This is a genomic window from Anaerostipes sp. 992a, assembly GCF_001940245.1.
Taxonomy (GTDB): Bacteria; Bacillota; Clostridia; order Lachnospirales; family Lachnospiraceae; genus Fimousia.
Genome location: NZ_MJIG01000003.1, coordinates 12,512 through 30,563, shown reverse-complemented (window position 1 = coordinate 30,563; position 18,052 = coordinate 12,512). Strand labels below are relative to the sequence as shown.

Sequence of the window (18,052 nt, the reverse complement as noted above, 5' to 3'; positions counted from 1 at the left end):
CAGATAGAAAAATTTTATTCTGGCAACAACAAAATATTTTTATTTAAGGTAAAGGAGGAAAGATACACCTCCTTTACCCGCTGTCCAGTCATCTGCTCCAGAGCCTTTTGATAAGTCTCCATCTGACTTTTATAATGTTCCGTCAAAACACTTTCCTGTCCCCGCTTTACCCGGTCTGTCTTATAATCTACAAGCACAAGCTCTCCATCTTCCACAAAATAAAGATCCATGATTCCCTGAATCACTGCCAGTTCCCCGCTTTCCAGTTCTGTTTCCATCTCCTCTAATGGCAGGCCCATAACAAACTGCCTTTCTTTAAAAATCTGATTCCTTTTGGCCGCACGAGAGGCACGTTTTCCGATTCTAGAACGAAGGAACCATAGAATCTGCCTCTGAGGAATGGCACGATAATAACGCTCCTCAATTTTTCCTTCTTGAATCCAGCCTTTGATTTCCTCATCGAGAGATTCCTTCGTATAATCTCTGGTAAAATCCAAAAGCTCCATACATTTATGTACGGCTGTTCCTCTGGACGTCGGCGTCACTTTCTTCTCTTCCTTCAGAAAATCCGGCACCAATGGTTCTTTTTCTTCCACCGCCGGTGTCTGGTACTCTTCCTGTGACACCAGCTGGCTTTGCTGTTTGATTTCTGATACAGAATATTTTATCTTGGCTCCTGCCTCTTTCTCATATGCATACCGCCAGGATAGCTCCTCTTTCACAGATTGAACCTTTTCCCGATCTGCTTTATGAACAATCGCTTCATACAGCAAGGCTTTTTGTTGCCCAGCCTTTCCATAGGCCATCAATTCTTCTTCGATCAAATACTCTGGAGAGAGGATCTTCACCTTTAGCTCTTCCTGATCCGCCTGTTTTAACACATATTGCTCATTCGGATAATAACTTTTTATCACTTTCTCCATGGCCGGATGGGCGATCAATGCCATCAGTATCCAGTCCATATAGCAACTGGCATTTTTGATCTGATAATAGCTGCACGGACCCTGTCTATTCTCACGAAGACAATTTTTCAAGCGATCTGACAGCTTCCGGGTGATTCCCGTCATGACCAGCTTATCCTTTGCCCTCGTCATTGCCACATAAAGAATTCTAAGCTCTTCTCCCAGCATTTCCTCCTGCATTTTGGCTGCGATCATCTTTTTCTGCGGAGAAGGCCGCTTCTCTCTCGTATCCAATCGTACCACATCTGGACCAAGATAATACTCACTATGCATCAAAATAGTATTTCTCGCATCCATCATATTAAATTTCTTAGACAGCCCTCCTAAAAATACGATTGGATATTCAAGCCCCTTACTCTTATGAATGCTCATGATACGTACCAGATTCTCATGTTCTCCCTGAATATTGGCTTCCCCATAGTCAATATCATATTCCTTTAGCTGTTCCATATATCGGACAAAACAAAACAATCCTTTATAACTACCGGATTCATAAGCTCTGGCCTTTTCCATCAGCATACGCATATTCGCCTGCCTGCGTTCTCCAGCAGGCATAGCACCAATATAATGATAATATCCGGTCTCCATGAGAATTTCCCAGATCAGATCCTGAATCGTAAGATATGTCTTTTTTCTACGGAATTCTTCCAGCCAACGCTGTGCCCTCTTTAATTTTTTTAAGATCGCTTCATCGCTTCCATGCTCCAGATATTCATAAAAATAATCCGCAACTGCTCTCTTTTCTTCCTCATTTCCTCCTATCTCCTTCATCATCCAGACCATCTCTTCTCCCGTCATGCCTACAAATGGTGCCCGTAAGAAAGAAGTAAAGGGAATATCCTGTCTTGCATTATCTAACACCTTTAAAACACTCATAATGGTCTGCACCTCTATAGAGGTAAAAGAGCCTTTTTTACTCTCACAAAACGCCGGAATGCCCATTCGATCTAACTGCTCCTGAAAGACCTCTCCCCATCCGCTGACTGTCCGAAGCAAAATTACAATATCACGGTATTCAGCCTTTCTAAGACCTTTGGTCCCATCTGGATTCTGACAGGTAACCATCTGGGGATTTGGGCCGTCTATCATGCCCCGTATACGATATCCAATGGCTGCTGCCTCTGCTGCCACATCCGTCATAGAAAGCTCTCCTTCATCCAATGGCAGCAATAACAGTTCCGTCGCTGCATCCATCTTCTCTCCTTCCGGAAATTCCATCGCCGGGAACAGGGAAACCTTTTCATCATAGGCAATGCCACCTAGCTGCTGGATCATCAAATTCCGAAACAGGTAATTGGTGACATTTAATACTTCTTTTCTGCTTCGAAAATTGTTCTTCAATTCAATCAGCTCATGTTCTCCTGCCTCTTTCTCATAATGATAGTAACGACGAATAAAAAGTTCTGGCTTAGCCTGACGGAATCCATAGATACTCTGTTTTAAATCACCTACGGTGAACAGATTATGTTTTCCTATGTCCTCACCGGATACCAGTCTTATGATTTCCTCCTGAATCTCATTCGTATCCTGGTATTCATCTACATAGATTTCCTGATAAAATTCCTTCTTCTCTGTGGCTGTTTTGGATGGAAGGGAAATGCCCTCTTTGGATGTCCCATCTGTTAAAATTGCCAATGCATATTGCTCTAAATCGGAAAAATCCACCAGATTTTTCTCTCGTTTCTTCTCCTCCATTACATCCATAAATCGAAGTACCAGATTTACAAATGCACGCATAGGCTTCCTGCACCATTCCATTTCCCTGATTATTGTTTTTTCATCTGGCGGAAGCTTCTTAGCAATGACCTTCTCAATAATCTCATGGGTTTCCTTTCGAAGATCCATCAAGCGCTTTATTTCATCCTTGCTATGCTCTTTCTTCCCGCGCCCCCGTATGGCTGTCTTCTTCCAATTGTTCGCTGCCTCTATATAGTTGGCAAAACTTTTCTCTTTGCCAAACAGCTTTACTCTCCCCCACTCTTCCAGGACTGACTTTCGGTGTCCATCTGGAATTCCTGGCGACTGGGCATACTCCATCAGTCTTTCATAACGGGTCAGGATTTCTTCTACATCATAGGAAATCTCTTCCAGAAGATACTGGGCCCATTTCTGCTCAAACACCTTTCCTTCCTGACATTCAAATGCCTCCCCAGCCTGGCAAAGCCATTGTCTTGGATTCTTTCCACTCCTTGCAAAGGTATAAGCCTTTAAGATAAATTCTTCTATCTTTTTATCTGATTTTCCGGTGGCGTAGCTTTCCAGAAAAAGGCGAAAATCCTCTGCCTTCTCTTCATAGGCCTCTTCCAGCACCTGTGCCAGTGCCTCCTGTTCTAACAGACTGATTTCTCCTTCTTCACCAATCCGAAATCCGGGATCTAGATCTATCTCCATAAAGTGTTCCCGAATCAGATTCAAACAAAAGCTGTGTATCGTCGTAATCTGCGCCTTCTGAATTCTGGCCATCTGTCTTACTAAATGAGCACTGCCAGGGTTCTCTTCTATCCTTTTCTCCAGTGCATTCATAATCCTCTCTTTCATTTCTGACGCTGCCGCATTGGTAAATGTTACAACCAAAAGTCGGTCAATATCCACCGGATGATTTTCATCCGAGATCACCTGAATGATCCTCTCTACCATCACCGCTGTTTTCCCTGAACCTGCCGCTGCAGATACGAGAAGATTTTTATTTCTACTGTCAATGACTCTTTGCTGTTCACTTGTCCATGCCATCCTGATCCTCTCCTTTCCACATAGCCAGCAATTCCTTTGCCTGCTTTTCTTCCAGATCACGATACTGATCCACTCGTTCATCAAAATGACAAATCTCCCGAAACTCACAAAAATCGCACGCTGTTTCCTTCTTTCTTCGATACGGTGCAATGGAAATCTTCCCTTCCATCATCTCATTTCCGGCTTCTTTGATTTTATCCATTGTAAATTTTTGAATATTTTGAAAGCTTTCCGTATCCATGATCTTGGAATAAGCACTATACCCACTTTTCGTCCTGGTTACCGGAATGGATCTGCATTTTGCCGGAAGATCTCGCTCCATATGCTCTATAATGTGATGATCACCATTGACATAACCATCCATTTGCAGCTTTCGCAAGATCTGTTCCTCCACATCTTGATCCTTTTCCCAGTCAATCAATGGATCTTTTAACGAATAGTAAAACATTCCAGCGGGAATTACCGGTTTTCCATTGGCCTTCTTCTCCTCAATCTCCAAGACTGCATTCATATACAATACCAGCTGCATCTGAAGGCCATAATAGAGATTGGTCAGGTCAAATTTCGCATATCCGGATTTATAATCGATCACCTTTAGATAAATACCATCTTCATCCTCAAAACGGTCCACTCGATCAATCTTTCCCCGCAGGTGCATCTTTACGCCATCCTCTAATGACAATTTTGCAGCATTTAAATTCTCATATGATGAAAAAGAAATCTCAAATGCATATGGTTTAAAATCACTGTTTTCCAGATGTTTTACCAAGGCCCACACAGTTCTTCTGGTCATTCTTCTAATGATCTCGATCACATACTGATTTCGATGGCTGCTGTTTAACAGCTCTTCGTTCCATTCTAGCACTGCTTTTTCTACTGCATCATTGGTCAGAATCTCCTGCTCCTTTTCATCAATCTCTTTCCAGTCTTCATACGTAACCTGAATCCTTTTCGAAACCAGCTCCAGAGAACGATGAAAGACATTTCCCAGATCCACCGGCTTGATCTTAAATTCCTGTCTTGGCTCTAACAAAAGGCCATACCTTAAGAAATGGGCATATGCGCATGCTTCAAACTGTTCCAGTCTGCTGACGCTGTTTTGCAGAATTTCCCCATATACTGCCTTCGCTGCCTCTTTGGACAGGTTCTCCTCCTGATTGTCATAGCATCCTGCATCCAGATAAGGAAGAATATCCTCTGTATCCATCAACACATTTCCGATTTCCTTCCATGCTCCCCCATCCTTTCCTGCAATTTCTTCCCTAAGACCTGCAATAAAAGTATGCTTTTCATAATCTCTGGTATAATACCCCTGCGGATGCAACTCCGTTAGCGTAAGATTGGGAAGCACCTTCTCAATTCTCTGAATAAAATAGGATGGTCGCAGCGAAGCTCCATCATCAGAAACCGTGGCATAAGAAAGATACAGATGCTTTGTCGGCTTGGAAACAGCCAGATACAGATAGAACTGCTCCGTATATGCTGCCTGTATCATGGTCTCTGCCAGAGTAATTCCATCTTCGGCCAGCTTCTCCCTCTCATAATCATTTAATATTCCATTGCCATCTACCGGCTTCGGAATACTGCCCTCGTTCATTCCTGCAAAAAACAACACCTTTACTTCATTTAATCGGGTTCTGGTAAGATCTCCTACTACTACCTGATCCATACTTGGAGGAATTACCCCAACTGTCATTTCCTCCAATCCGGTTTCTAAAATATTCTTGACTTCTTTCACCGTCATGACTTCTTCACCAAGAATCTCTACCATTTTATCCATAAGCTCTATGACATAAGGATAAATCTGTCGATAGGTTCGCTCCATCGTATAATTTTCTTCTGCCGCAAATCCATCTGCCATGACTTCCATCTTTTCTTCCACTTTCAGCTTTCTTAAAAATCCATATAATGCAATCATATGATCTTGCACTGTACGGTTCTTTTTCTTGCACGCCCGATAAAAATCCTGTACTTCTTCTAAGAAAAGCTCCCTGCTTTCATTCAAAAACCGCAGGCTTTCTTCTGTCTGACCCTTTAGCGGGGTTACAAATGGCTCCATCCATCGTCTTTTGTTTTTGATCCCCCGTGCCAACACGTAATTTTCCAGATGATCCACCTGTGCAAAACTAAGACCACTCATCCCCGCTTTCAAATAGCGAAAGACGCTTTCATACGAAAAATTCTCTTCCCCAATCTGAAAGATTCCCCGAATGGTCTCTACACATGGATTGTTCAGGATGCTTTTTTTATGGTCCATGAAAAACGGAATCTTAAGTTCTAAAAAACACTGCTCAAAATGGGAGCTATAACCCTCCATATCTCCCACGATCACTCCAATATCCCGATATCGGTATCCTTTCTTTCTTACATACCAGGCAATCTGCTCACATATGGTCCGAACTTCCAAAAGTCTGTCTCTTCCTGCAAATAACGTTACATTCTTTACTTTTCCATCGTATGCTTTGACCGGATAACGAAAAATCCCTGCTTCCAGTGCCTTTAAATCCTCCTTCTCTTCCCCCAGATGCCTTTTTTCTTCCGTCATACGGATGGTAGGCAGAATTTCAATGCCCTTTTCCCTGGCCATTTCTTTGATCTTATAAATCGCATGGGAAGAAATGGAGAATAATTCGTATTCTTTGACAAAGCGCCGATCCTCCATCCAGCTATCTGCCGTAATGGAAATCACCACCTTCTTTGCTAAGGTAAGAAGAACCCCGATCAGCTGATTTTGAATCGGTGTAAACCCAGTAAATCCATCGATATAAATGATACTGTCCCTGATTTTTTCCGATTCTGAAATCTTTGATGCCAGTACTTCCAACAGCTGTTCTGCCACAATTCCCTTTCCTTCTAAAAATTTCTGAAATTCCTCTCTGATCAAAATCAAATCCTGCAATTTATAGTTTAGATTTCCTGTTTCCTTCTCCTGAACCTTCTTTAGCTCCTCTGGGTGAACCTGATATTGATAGAACTCCGAAACAATGGATTTCATGTTTTCAATGAATCCCTGCTTCCTAATACTGCTGCCAAAAATCTTAAGCTCTCCCTTTTGTTCTTCCAAAATCTTTCTAAGAACCATCCTCTTTCCCATATCCTCCAGCACAGCCTCCGGAAAATATGACAATTCCTCAAAGATACGGTAAGCAAGACGTGGAAAGCTGACAATATCAATATTCATCGTCCCATGACAAGGATGCTTTTCTACTACATCCTTTTGTGTCTGCAGGGTATACTGCTCTGGAACAATGAAGAAGAATTCCTGTTCCTCATGCTCCGTGGACGCTTTCATCAGATTTTCATACATATAATGGGTCTTTCCACTGCCACTTCTTCCTATAATAAATTGTAAAGACATATTCATTTCCTTTTCTAATCTTAAAATAATCATTCTCTTATTTTAGTATTCTAGCATAGTTTTGCAGTTCTAAAAATATTTTTCCTGCATATATTCTATTAGAAAACATTAGGAGGATAATATGAGTTCTAATACAAAAGTTGTTGTTTTTAAAGCAAAAGAGTTGATCTATACCGGAATTTTCCTGCTGCTGGGAATCCTTTTGATTCTTCTTCTGATTTTTATGTTCTTGCCAAAAGAAAAGAAAACAAATATGGATGCAGAGGAAACCATGAATTACATACCTGGAGTCTATACCTCCACCATCCAGCTGGGTGACAATACGCTGGATGTTCAGGTCACCGTGGACAGCAAAAAAATCAAATCTGTCAGTTTAGAGCAATTGGATGATTCCATCAAAACCATGTATCCTCTCATCGAACCATCCGTCGCTTCTATTAATGAACAGCTCTCCTCTATTTCCTCCATTGATGAGCTGACCTTTGAAGATGATAGTCAATACACCAACACCATCCTAAAGCAGGCTATTAAAAATGCATTAAAAAAGGCAGAACCATAAAAAGAAATTTCCTATTCAAAAAAAATCGAAGGAAGTAAGTAATCTCATCACTGCTTCCTTCAATTTCTTTTTGCTAATATTCTTCTATCTTATTGGTATTTGCATTCTTCCGATAAATCTTTCCCGTATCCTGATCTACATAGAAATCACCATATTTTTTCCCATTTCCGCCATCAGTCATGTCATAGATTTCATAATGATAGCCTTTCTGACCATCCTTATATTCTGTTGTAGAACGCTCTTTCTTTCGGACTTCGTATTTTCGATTGCTATTATCAGCATTCAAACGGTTCATGAGGTAATCATGTGCATCGTCGTAGTCTCCGTAATCATAACTTCTGTTATCAGCATCCCCTGTCAGGTCATCTACGCCTTCTCCCACATCATTCACCCCATCTTCAATACCGTCTTCTACGTCATCCGCCAGGTTATTCCCTGTATTGTTGCTGGAATTGGTGTTCTGTGTGCCACTCTCATCTGCTGTACGATTACCGTCCATATTGCCGCAGCCTGCTGCGATCATTGTCATAGACAGAATCATACCAAAGCAAAGCAGCCATTTTTTTAACTTTTTCATACTGCATCTCCTTTTTTATTAATTACAATGCTAGTATTTCCGAAAAATTAAAAATTATGATGAAAAAATATCGTAATTTACGACCATAGAAGCCCGATAGAGCTCTAATCGCTCCCCACTGATCAAGTCTCCTGTCATCATCAGATATTCTCCTGTATTCACACTTCCCAAAAAGGTTCCCTGCTTTTTTGTTTCCCAGCTCTTAATCAGAAGCCTCCCTATCTCTTCTCCATTACAATCCAAAAGAAGAACTTCCTCCTCTGGTCTCTCGATGCCCTTTACATGAGGACCTTCTATGTAGATTTCCTTGTTTCCTACATGTACTTCATCCACATAAGACATATAAGAAGCATGCTCATGAATCCACATAACCCGGTCTTCCTTTTCCTTTTGTTGTTGGCTTTTTTCTCTTTTCCGAAAAAACATACGGCTCCCTCCCATTTTTCATTTTCCTGTTTATTTACAGAGGTGCTTCCACCTCTACCTCACCACTGATAATCTGATATGCATCCACGATCATCTGAAGATATTCCTTTTCTGCAAGAACCAAAAGCATATCACCACTTCGTATTCTCGTATCTCCTTTTGCTACAAACTGATTCTTTCCTCTTCGAATTCCTGCAATAATGCTGTGTTCTGGCCACGGCAGATCAGACACAACCTCATCACATGCCATTGACTGACTTCCAACGATAAAGGTCAGAACCACCGTTCCTTCTCCTTCCTCATCATTCTCCTTTTTCTGCTTGGCAATATTCCTTCCAAGCAGACTCTCATAAATAGGTGCCACTCCAGAAATATGTGCGATCATATAAGAAGTGATGCTGACTACTGCCAATGGCAGCAGATGCTCAAATCCACCCGTCATCTCAGCGATCAGGATAATTCCAGTAATTGGTGCCCGTACAATGGAGGTAAAGAATCCCGCCATTCCCAAAATAATAAAGCTGGAAATATAAACTGGCGTAATCGCAAAATTCTCACAGACAAAGCTGCCAAATATAGCTCCTACATAAGCACCTGCGATCAACAGTGGAAAAAAGATCCCTCCTGGTGCACTGGATCCAAAGCTAATAGAAGAGAACAGGCTCTTTACGATCAATAAAAGAAGCAGTACGCTGATTGCCGGACATTCTTCCGTAACCAGTTCGATCATAGCATGACCGCCTCCAAGCACCTGAGGCAGCACATAGGCCAATACACCTGCACATAAAAATGGAATCATCATCCTTATCTCTGGTCTGATCTTATGCAAGGCTCCATAACAATCCTGTCCCTTTAATAACAATGTGCTATAAAGTACACCCAACAATCCAAGAATCACCCCGAGAATCACCAGATATCCATAATATCTTAATGGAATCACATCTGGAACATGAAAGCGAAACACCGGACTTAAACCGAATGCGTTCTTGGATAAAAAATCTGACGTTACACAACCCGCCAGAATACACACAAGCATAGAAGTATTAAAATTCTTCTGAATCTCTTCCAGTGCAAAGACAACTCCCGCAATGGGTGCATTAAACGCTGCCGCAAGGCCTGCCCCTGCTCCGCAGGTAATCATATACCTTTCCTTTGTCTTATTCTGTTTCGTCAGCTTTGCCAGACCCTTTCCAGCCATGGCACCAAGCTGAACCGATGGTCCCTCTCTTCCAAGAGAAAGTCCCCCAATGATACAAAGTGTTCCTCCTACTATTTTCGATACTAAAAGCTTCCACCAATTAACATCAAAATATCCCTTTAGCTCTCCCTGTACCTGTGGGATTCCACTTCCAGAGCACATACCTTCCCAGGCTACCAGCTTCGATACAAAAAAAGCAAGTATCATCAAACATACGCCCCATAGTATCATATATGCGATGTTTCCTTTTGTAAAACCAATCACATTAAATAGAATATTTTCCGCATGCTTTAACATAAAGCGATAAAATACCGTTACTGCTGCCGATGCAACTCCTACCAGAATTCCATTAAAGATCATCGTAATCGGAAGCCACTTTCTCTCCTGGACAATCTGCAATGCATTTTTCAATTTTTTCACCTCTTCTTCTCTTTTTCCTATTGTAGAAATATTCTATTTTATTTTATAACAAAATTGCCACTCTCACAATGGCAGTGCAAAAAAATATGCCAAAATACTGTTCCAGCAGATAAATGGTTGACACAAAATACAATTTGTGATAAAGTGACATTACATATAAACCAAATACGTTGATAAGGAATAGTAGAATTTTTTGATTACCCAGAGAGCTGCTGGTCGGTGTGAAGCAGTTATGAGAGAAATTTGAACTCGCCTTTGAGTAGCTCGCTGAACTAATAGTAGGTGGAGCCGGATGCTGACCGTTATCTGACAGAGAGATATAAAACTTTACAGTTCGTATCGAGAAGAGTGCATACATATGATTTATGTGTGAATTAGAGTGGTACCACGGAAGATATTTTATCCTTCGTCTCTTATTTATATAGAGACGAAGGTTTTTTTATTGCATAAGAAATTCCCTGAATTTTCTATATAAAATAAAAAAACTCCGTGTAAGATTTTTAGAAAGGAATTGAAGAAATGAAAAATGCAGCAAAATATGAAAGAGCTTATTTTATGCCACCAGAAGATTGTTATGATTGGGTGAAAAAGGAATATATTACGCAACCTCCAACATGGTGTAGCGTTGACTTACGAGATGGTAACCAGGCTTTGATCATTCCAATGAGCTTGGATGAAAAAATTGAATTTTTTAAATATTTAGTACAGGTTGGATTTAAAGAAATCGAAGTAGGATTCCCTGCTGCCTCTGAAACAGAATATGATTTCTTACGCGCATTGATCGAACAAAACTTAATACCAGACGATGTAACCATTCAGGTATTGACTCAGGCAAGAGAGCACATTATCCGCAAGACCTTTGCTGCTTTGGAAGGATGCAAAAAAGCAGTTGTTCATGTATACAACTCTACTTCTGTTGCACAAAGAGAACAGGTATTTAAAAAATCAAAAGAAGAAATCTTACAGATTGCAAAAGACGGAGCAATTTTATTAAAAGAATTAGCAGAAGAAACCAATGGAAACTTTTTATTTGAATACTCTCCAGAAAGCTTTACCGGAACAGAAATGGAATATGCATTGGAAGTATGTAACGCTGTCATCGATATCTGGCAGCCTCGTCCTGACTGGAAAGTAATCATCAACCTTCCCGTTACTGTACAGCATTCCATGTCCCATGTATACGCCTGCCAGATTGAATACATGAGCAAGCATATGCATAATCGTGAGAATGTCATCCTTTCCGTTCATCCTCACAATGACCGAGGATGTGGTGTTGCAGATACGGAACTGGCTGTTTTAGCTGGTGCTGACCGTGTAGAAGGTACTTTATTTGGAAACGGAGAACGTACTGGTAACGTCGATATCGTTACATTGGCTTTGAATATGTACGCTCATGGAGTCGATCCTAAATTAAATTTCGAAAACCTTCCTGAAATCACAGAAGCTTATGAACGCCTGACAAGAATGCATGTATATGAAAGAGCTCCTTACGCTGGAAAACTGGTATTTGCAGCATTTTCCGGTTCTCATCAGGATGCTATTGCAAAAGGTATGAAGTGGAGAGAATCAAAAGATCCAAATCATTGGAACGTTCCATATCTTGCCATTGACCCACACGATATTGGCCGTGAATACGAAGGAGATGTCATCCGTATCAACAGCCAGTCTGGTAAAGGTGGGGTTGCTTATATTCTGGAAGAAAACTTCGGTTATCGCATCCCATCCAAAATGCGTGAGGACGTTGGATATACCGTAAAAGGAATTTCTGATCACCAGCATAAAGAACTTCTTCCAAAAGAAATTCTTTCTATCTTTACTGAGAAATATGTAAATATTGCAACAACGATTAAATTGGTGGAAGTTCATTTTGCTCAGAAAAATGGTGGAATTGAAACCGAACTGACCTTAGGTCGTGAAGGTATTATGAAGGTATATCATGGCAAAGGAAATGGTCGTCTGGATGCGATCAGCAACGCATTAAAACGCCATAATGTCTTAGATTATAAGATCTTAGACTATAAAGAACACTCCCTGACTGTAGGATCCAATTCAAAGGCATGTGCTTATGTACAGCTTCAGCTTCCTGATGGAAGAATCTTTTGGGGTGCAGGAGTTCATTCCGATATCATCGATGCTTCTGCTCTCGCATTGTTCAGTGCAGTAAACCGTGCATTAGCATAATCCCCAAAAGAATTTCTTATGTAATGAAAAAGCTACTGATTGAAAATTTCTTTCAATCAGCAGCTTTTTTAATTTCCGCCAAGAAATCTCTTCCATAACGATTTTAAAGTAGAGAAGATTCCCTTCTCCTGCTCACCGGAATATCCACCTTCCGTATCAGCGTCGGATTCGGTCTTATAGAAGGTCTCATAGCTAATCTGACTCCCTGTTCTATTGGAATTACTCACCAATGTAATCTTTTCTTTCACATTGACCAAAGGCTCCATGGCACTTTCTCCTTTTTTATGGAGTCCATAATATCTGGCAATTCCCTTGGCATCTGCCACCGCAAGCCTCTTAAGAGCTCCATCTGTCCTTAGATATTGTTTATAATCCACCCCATGGTCCACAAAGGCATGTTCAACAATAATGGCTGTATAATCCCCTTCTACTCCCTTTTTGATAATATGATAATAGTCTGCCAGTTCTCCATTCTTATAAGTGGTACCTGTTTCCGATGTTCGCTGCAAAATCCCCTGATTCTCAGGTCCTACAGAGGACAGTTCTTCTAAAATCTGGCTTCCCAATTTCATTCCCTCTTGAGCCAGTTTCTCTTTATATCGGCCATGAGAGGTCAATACTGTACATCCATTGTCATAATCAGAAATTGCTCCAGAAGCATTATTATGAAGACTGATCATCACATCTGCTTCATCCTTTTCTACCTTATCTGTACGAGCATCTAAAGACACATATGTATCGTCTGTACGTGTCATCTTTACTTCTACCCCTTCATAACTTTCCAGCTCTTCTTTCAGGTATTTTGCGATAGCCAGATTCAGTTTTTTCTCATAAACCGTATCTCCAAACCATTCTGCTGTCGCTCCTCCATCGTAGCCTCCATGCCCAGGATCTAATTCGATCACCAGCTTCTGACCGGCCGATACCGGATGAATGAGCATCAGACAGAGCAAAAAACACATCTGCATATATATGATTCTTTGTTTCATTTCATTTTCCTTCTAGCAAATTTAACTCTCTTATTATTATTTAAGAATGAAAGGTGCACTACAGGCGTGCATTTGAAAAAGACTGCCGCAACTCTTATGCCGCGCCAGCCTTTTTTCAGTCAGAAAGTATGACTGAGTATACTTGCGATCTTAAATTTCAGTCAACTCTACTTGCTTCATTAATTCATCTACAACATCCTTAGATGCAGGCTTGGTTCCCTGTGTTGTAACAGATCCTGCTGAAATTGCCATAGCCAGTTTAATCATGTCCTCTAAAGAGCAGTGATTCTGTAAGCCAAGTGCAAATGCTGCATCCATAGCTGCACCAGCTCCTACTGTAGAATGTCTTTCTTCGATTTTCAGAGCTCTGCATATATAACTCTTTTCCTTTGTGATAAAGATAGCTCCCATAGCACCGCGGGAAATCGCTACCATACCAACTCCCTGTTCATTTACGATACGTTTGCCCATCTCGATCAGACCTTCTTCGCTTACGCTAAATTCCATATCGTAATAATCTTCAATCTCTTTTTTATTCGGTTTGATAATATCTGGCTGTGCAGAAATACTTGTCTTTAATAAGTCTCCATGAACATCCAATACGACTTTAGATCCCTTTTCTTTTACTTTTGTAATCAGGTCCGCATAAATAGTGTCTGGGCAGTTTCTTGGAATGCTTCCTGAGAATACAAATATCGTATCTTCACCGGCATATCCTAAAATCTTATTTGTCAATGTCTGAATCTCAGACTCATTAACGATCGGTCCTGGTTCATTAAACTCTGTTACAAATCCATTGTCTTCTACTACCTTTAAGTTGGTTCTGGTATCCCCGGCAATCTTTACAAAGTCATTTGGAATTGCCATACTATCTAAGATCAGGCTGATTCTTTCTCCATTGATACCACCTAAAAATCCTGTTGCCACGGAATCTTTTCTTCCCAAAGCCTTGATCGTCTTAGAAGCAATGATTCCATTACCTGCTGCATCACGGATGACATCTGTAATATGATTGGTTTCTCCATGTTCATAGTTCGCTAAATTTCCTGTTTTATCCATAGATGGATTAAGTGTTACTGTAACAATCATAGTCTTTACCCCTTTGCTATTGTTCTGTCCTTACTTACTGTTTCTTCATTATATCATACCAAAAATGATTATTCAATTTCTATCAGCGACATTTCTGGATTAAAAAGTCACCAGTTCTCCATCTACGATACCATAATATACCTCGTCTCCTTCTGTCAGCTTTGCTGCTCCATTGGAGGCTTCTACCAGCTTCTTCTTTAAGGATTCCCGCTGATCAGAAGGTACCATGAGCACTGCTGTCACACAATCTGTATATTGCACATCTGCAATGTGGATCTTCTGTGTTGCTGCAATGTACTGCACCTTTCCCAAGAAGGAATAATCACAGACCACTTCCAGCATATGTCCCAGCTTTTTCTCTACAACCACGCTGGCATCAATCCCTGCCTGCGTGCTTTTTGTATAAGCTCTTACCAGTCCCCCGGTTCCCAAAAGAGTTCCACCAAAATATCTGGTCACTACAGCCACTGTGTTATACAGTCCTTGCCCTACTAATACCTCCAGCATTGGCTTTCCGGCAGTTCCACTTGGTTCTCCATCGTCGCTGCAGCGTTCCAAAACACGATCCGTCCCTATACGAAAAGCATAACAGTTATGTCTGGCATCCCAATACCTCTTTTTTATCCGTTCCACGAAGGCAAGTGCCTCCTCCTCTGTCTCTGCCAACCCAATATGCGCAATAAATCTGGACTTCTTCTCCACGATCTCATCCGTTCCATCGCAATAAATTGTACGATATGTCTCTAACATTCTCTTCACCTTATTCCTCTGTTCCATCGAAGAATCCATCAATCGTCTCTGGCAATGCCACCGGCATCACTTCATAGTCGATCAAATATCTGGCCAGTGCTTCTGCCACTTCTCGTGACTCCGTCACTCCTTTTTCTTCTGCATATTCAATCTCTCTGAAGTTCTTTATAAACCTCTGCTCCAGTCGTATCCCATAGATTCCTTCTTCTTCATTCATATGCATATAATAATATACAATAAAATCCTGTTGATTTCTAGATTGGAATTCTTTACTTCCAATCAAATACAGTTTTTTCACCTTTACCTCCCCCTTACGCCCTATTTTTGTCGAATTTTGTAAATATAAACATATTATAACATATTCATTTTTTTCTTAAAAGCCTTTTTATTTACTAATTCCCATGTGTTTGTTATAATTATCAACGAACAGAATTTTTCGTTACCATTTAAGGAGGACGCATATGAACTTTAATGAAAAATCAGTGTCCAAAAAGAAAAAAGCACTTACGTTTTACACGATGCGCAGAAAAGGAAAAGTCTATCTTTTTCTATTTAAGACAGTTTTGATTGGCTTTCTTGCCATTTTTTTAGCCTTCTGTGGTCTTACACTTGGATTTATGCAGGCTCTTTACCATGATACACCGCCTGTAACTATTGAATCCCTAAAGATACCAGAATCTCTCTCCATCCTATACGATAATCAAGGAGAACAGATTCTTTCTATGGACAACTCGTATTTCCAACAGGAATACACTTCATTGAACAGAATTCCACAAGATCTGCAGAATGCAATCATTGCCATTGAAGATCCGGAATTCTATTCTCATGATGGAATTGATGGCTATAGCATAATCAATAGTATCCTGGATGGATTCACAAAAGAAAACATCTACGGAAACAGCAGTCTGATCACCGAACAGCTGATTGAAAATCTGGATCCGGATTTTCAGACCAACAACAACTTCTTCAGCCGCCTGGAATATGGTCTGCGCCTGCATTTTAAATCCATCTCTCTGGAAAAAAATGCATCCAAGCCCCAGATACTGGAATACTATCTGAATACCATAAGCTTTTCCAACGGCATCATCGGTGTGAATGCTGCTTCCAAAGCCTATTTTAACAAAGATGTTTCGGAGCTTACTTTGTCCGAATGTACCATTCTGACTGCTATGATTTCAGATCCTTATGAATACGATCCATTGACTCATATGGATCAGAACAAATCCCGCCGTCTTCTGATATTGGAAAGCATGGAAGAACAAGGCTATATTACTGAAAAAAATATGAGAGCAGCATTAAAAGAGGATTCTTACAGTGAACTTTCCGCTTCAAAAACAAAGCTTTCTTCCCTATCCTCTTTTTCTGAAGCAGCTTTGGAGAATCTTTTTAGCGATTTAAAAGAAAAATATAATATAAATGCTACTAAGTTTTATACACTGCTGATTTCTGGTAATCTGCACATCTATACTACCCAGAATACAGCACTGCAGGCTAAAGCCGAAACTATTTTAAACAACAGTAGTTATTATTCGGGTGAAGCTAAGGATGCCCAATCCAGCTTTACTCTAATCGAACAATCCACTGGTCAGGTTCAGGTCATGATCGGTGGACGCAATCAGAAGAACTTCCTGATCAATCAGCCAACAGAGGATACAAGGCAGCCTGGTACACTTTTTCATGTGCTTGCTACTTATCTTCCCGGACTGGATACTGGTACTTTGACCCTGGCATCCACCTATGATGACTCTCCTTACCAATATCTGGACAATAAAAAGGAAGTTGAATCCAAAGATGGCATCTATGATGGCATTACCACCATCCGGGAAGCGATGTCCAACGAAATGAATATTATTGCAGCCAGAGCACAGACAGATGTCACAGCTCCTGTTTCTTACCAGTACCTGACGAACCTTGGTTTTCAGCATTTAACGGAATCCACACTGGATTCCAACGGCAATACCATTACCGATGTCCAGCAATCCATCTGCTCTGGAAGTCTGATCAACGGCGTAACCAATTTAGAAGTAACCCAGGCAGTCAGCACCTTAGGTAATTCCGGCTATACCTCTGATCCGATTATGTATACCCGAGTTTGCGATAAAAATAACCAGATTTTGATCGAACAGGAATCCTGTTCCAAGAAGACGATCCATCCATCCACTGCATTTTTGATTACCGATGCGTTAAGTGATGCCTCTACCAACCCGGATTTCTCCAATCTGATCCAGATTTCCGGCAGCAATCAGGAGAAAACCGACTATTGGTGCACTGGATATACTCCAAATATGACGGGGACTTTATGGCTGGGATATGCAGATCAGCATTCCTTTGAATCCAATGACACAGAAAAGCAAATCTGGACAAAGATTATGAAGGAAATGGATCCTAATAGTACTTCGTCTTCCTTCTCCAAGCCATCAAATCTGGTAACTGCTACTATATGTCAGGAATCTGGAAAGCTGGCTGTATCATCTATTTGTGATCAGGACCCACGTGGAGACCGTACAAGAACCGAATATTTTACCACTGATACCGTTCCTACCACTACCTGTAACACACATGTTGAAGTTACGATATGTAAAAAATCTGGTATGCTCATCAGTAATGATTGTCCAAAAGAGGACTATATCAGAAAGATCTATCTTGTTCTTCCCGATATTGATCAGGAAACAGCCGATTCCAGATATATACTTCCAAAAAGATATATGACTGACCGTCGCTGTACCTTCCATTCACATTCACAAAAAGAGACACAGGATTAAATATAAAAGAAGGAGCTGATTAGGCAGCTCCTTCTTTTTGTATCTATATAA

At 40.8% G+C, this 18,052-nt stretch carries 12 protein-coding genes and 1 other annotated feature; of the genes, 3 read left to right on the top strand and 9 right to left on the bottom strand.

All coding sequences use genetic code 11. From position 1 onward, the window contains the following. Positions 1–14: 14 nt before the first annotated feature. On the bottom strand, positions 15–3,692 hold the full coding sequence (gene addA, locus BHF69_RS01860; protein ID WP_075669390.1) for a helicase-exonuclease AddAB subunit AddA: 3,678 nt from the start codon (positions 3,690–3,692) through the stop codon (positions 15–17). Further along, on the bottom strand, positions 3,676–7,050 hold the full coding sequence (gene addB, locus BHF69_RS01855; RefSeq protein ID WP_075669389.1) for a helicase-exonuclease AddAB subunit AddB: 3,375 nt from the start codon (positions 7,048–7,050) through the stop codon (positions 3,676–3,678). Before addB ends, addA begins: the two co-directional genes overlap by 17 nt. A 121-nt stretch (positions 7,051–7,171) precedes the next feature. Between addB and BHF69_RS01850 the strand changes: the two genes are divergently transcribed. Next, entirely contained in the window at positions 7,172–7,609 is a 438-nt protein-coding gene (locus tag BHF69_RS01850; protein ID WP_075669388.1) for a hypothetical protein, read from the top strand. A 73-nt stretch (positions 7,610–7,682) separates the two neighbouring features. On the opposite strand, the gene BHF69_RS01845 is transcribed toward BHF69_RS01850, so the two are convergent. The 3 genes from BHF69_RS01845 to BHF69_RS01835 are packed head-to-tail and all read right to left on the bottom strand — an operon-like array spanning position 7,683 to position 10,230. Then, on the bottom strand, positions 7,683–8,186 hold the full coding sequence (locus BHF69_RS01845; RefSeq protein ID WP_075669387.1) for a hypothetical protein: 504 nt from the start codon (positions 8,184–8,186) through the stop codon (positions 7,683–7,685). Positions 8,187–8,240: 54 nt separating this feature from the next. Beyond that, the gene (locus tag BHF69_RS01840; RefSeq protein ID WP_143249454.1) at positions 8,241–8,612 is read right to left on the bottom strand and encodes a hypothetical protein; all 372 of its coding nucleotides are present in this window, start codon (positions 8,610–8,612) and stop codon (positions 8,241–8,243) included. A gap of 34 nt (positions 8,613–8,646) precedes the next feature. Continuing rightward, on the bottom strand, positions 8,647–10,230 hold the full coding sequence (locus BHF69_RS01835; RefSeq protein WP_075669385.1) for a ClC family H(+)/Cl(-) exchange transporter: 1,584 nt from the start codon (positions 10,228–10,230) through the stop codon (positions 8,647–8,649). 161 nt (positions 10,231–10,391) lie between these two features. Continuing rightward, positions 10,392–10,647 (top strand) — a binding site (T-box leader). Positions 10,648–10,749: 102 nt separating this feature from the next. Between BHF69_RS01835 and BHF69_RS01830 the strand changes: the two genes are divergently transcribed. Beyond that, positions 10,750–12,411 (top strand): 2-isopropylmalate synthase, encoded by a 1,662-nt coding sequence (locus tag BHF69_RS01830; protein ID WP_075669384.1) that lies wholly within the window; start codon positions 10,750–10,752, stop codon positions 12,409–12,411. Between the two features lie 68 nt (positions 12,412–12,479). Here the strand turns inward: BHF69_RS01830 and BHF69_RS01825 are convergent, their stop codons facing one another. From BHF69_RS01825 to BHF69_RS01810, 4 genes are all read right to left on the bottom strand, one after another. Further along, entirely contained in the window at positions 12,480–13,400 is a 921-nt protein-coding gene (locus BHF69_RS01825; protein ID WP_075669383.1) for an N-acetylmuramoyl-L-alanine amidase family protein, read from the bottom strand. A gap of 150 nt (positions 13,401–13,550) precedes the next feature. Beyond that, entirely contained in the window at positions 13,551–14,489 is a 939-nt protein-coding gene (locus BHF69_RS01820; protein ID WP_075669382.1) for a 1-phosphofructokinase family hexose kinase, read from the bottom strand. Positions 14,490–14,588: 99 nt separating this feature from the next. Beyond that, entirely contained in the window at positions 14,589–15,239 is a 651-nt protein-coding gene (locus tag BHF69_RS01815; protein ID WP_075669381.1) for a YigZ family protein, read from the bottom strand. A gap of 10 nt (positions 15,240–15,249) precedes the next feature. Next, positions 15,250–15,537, bottom strand: a complete 288-nt coding sequence (locus BHF69_RS01810; protein ID WP_075669380.1) for a DUF6514 family protein — start codon at positions 15,535–15,537, stop codon at positions 15,250–15,252. 163 nt (positions 15,538–15,700) lie between these two features. Here BHF69_RS01810 and BHF69_RS01805 point away from each other — a divergent pair, with 163 nt between their 5' ends. Continuing rightward, entirely contained in the window at positions 15,701–18,001 is a 2,301-nt protein-coding gene (locus BHF69_RS01805) for a transglycosylase domain-containing protein (protein WP_075669379.1), read from the top strand. Positions 18,002–18,052: the final 51 nt, after the last annotated feature.

Excerpts from the sequence above, each read along its gene's own strand:
- BHF69_RS01815 (WP_075669381.1), bottom strand. The coding sequence starts at position 15,239 with ATGTTAGAGACATATCGTACAATTTATTGCGATGGAACGGATGAGATC.
- addB (WP_075669389.1), bottom strand. The coding sequence starts at position 7,050 with ATGTCTTTACAATTTATTATAGGAAGAAGTGGCAGTGGAAAGACCCAT.
- BHF69_RS01825 (WP_075669383.1), bottom strand. The coding sequence starts at position 13,400 with ATGAAACAAAGAATCATATATATGCAGATGTGTTTTTTGCTCTGTCTG.
- addA (WP_075669390.1), bottom strand. The coding sequence starts at position 3,692 with ATGGCATGGACAAGTGAACAGCAAAGAGTCATTGACAGTAGAAATAAA.
- BHF69_RS01830 (WP_075669384.1), top strand. The coding sequence starts at position 10,750 with ATGAAAAATGCAGCAAAATATGAAAGAGCTTATTTTATGCCACCAGAA.
- BHF69_RS01820 (WP_075669382.1), bottom strand. The coding sequence starts at position 14,489 with ATGATTGTTACAGTAACACTTAATCCATCTATGGATAAAACAGGAAAT.
- BHF69_RS01845 (WP_075669387.1), bottom strand. The coding sequence starts at position 8,186 with ATGAAAAAGTTAAAAAAATGGCTGCTTTGCTTTGGTATGATTCTGTCT.
- BHF69_RS01840 (WP_143249454.1), bottom strand. The coding sequence starts at position 8,612 with ATGTTTTTTCGGAAAAGAGAAAAAAGCCAACAACAAAAGGAAAAGGAA.
- BHF69_RS01805 (WP_075669379.1), top strand. The coding sequence starts at position 15,701 with ATGAACTTTAATGAAAAATCAGTGTCCAAAAAGAAAAAAGCACTTACG.
- BHF69_RS01850 (WP_075669388.1), top strand. The coding sequence starts at position 7,172 with ATGAGTTCTAATACAAAAGTTGTTGTTTTTAAAGCAAAAGAGTTGATC.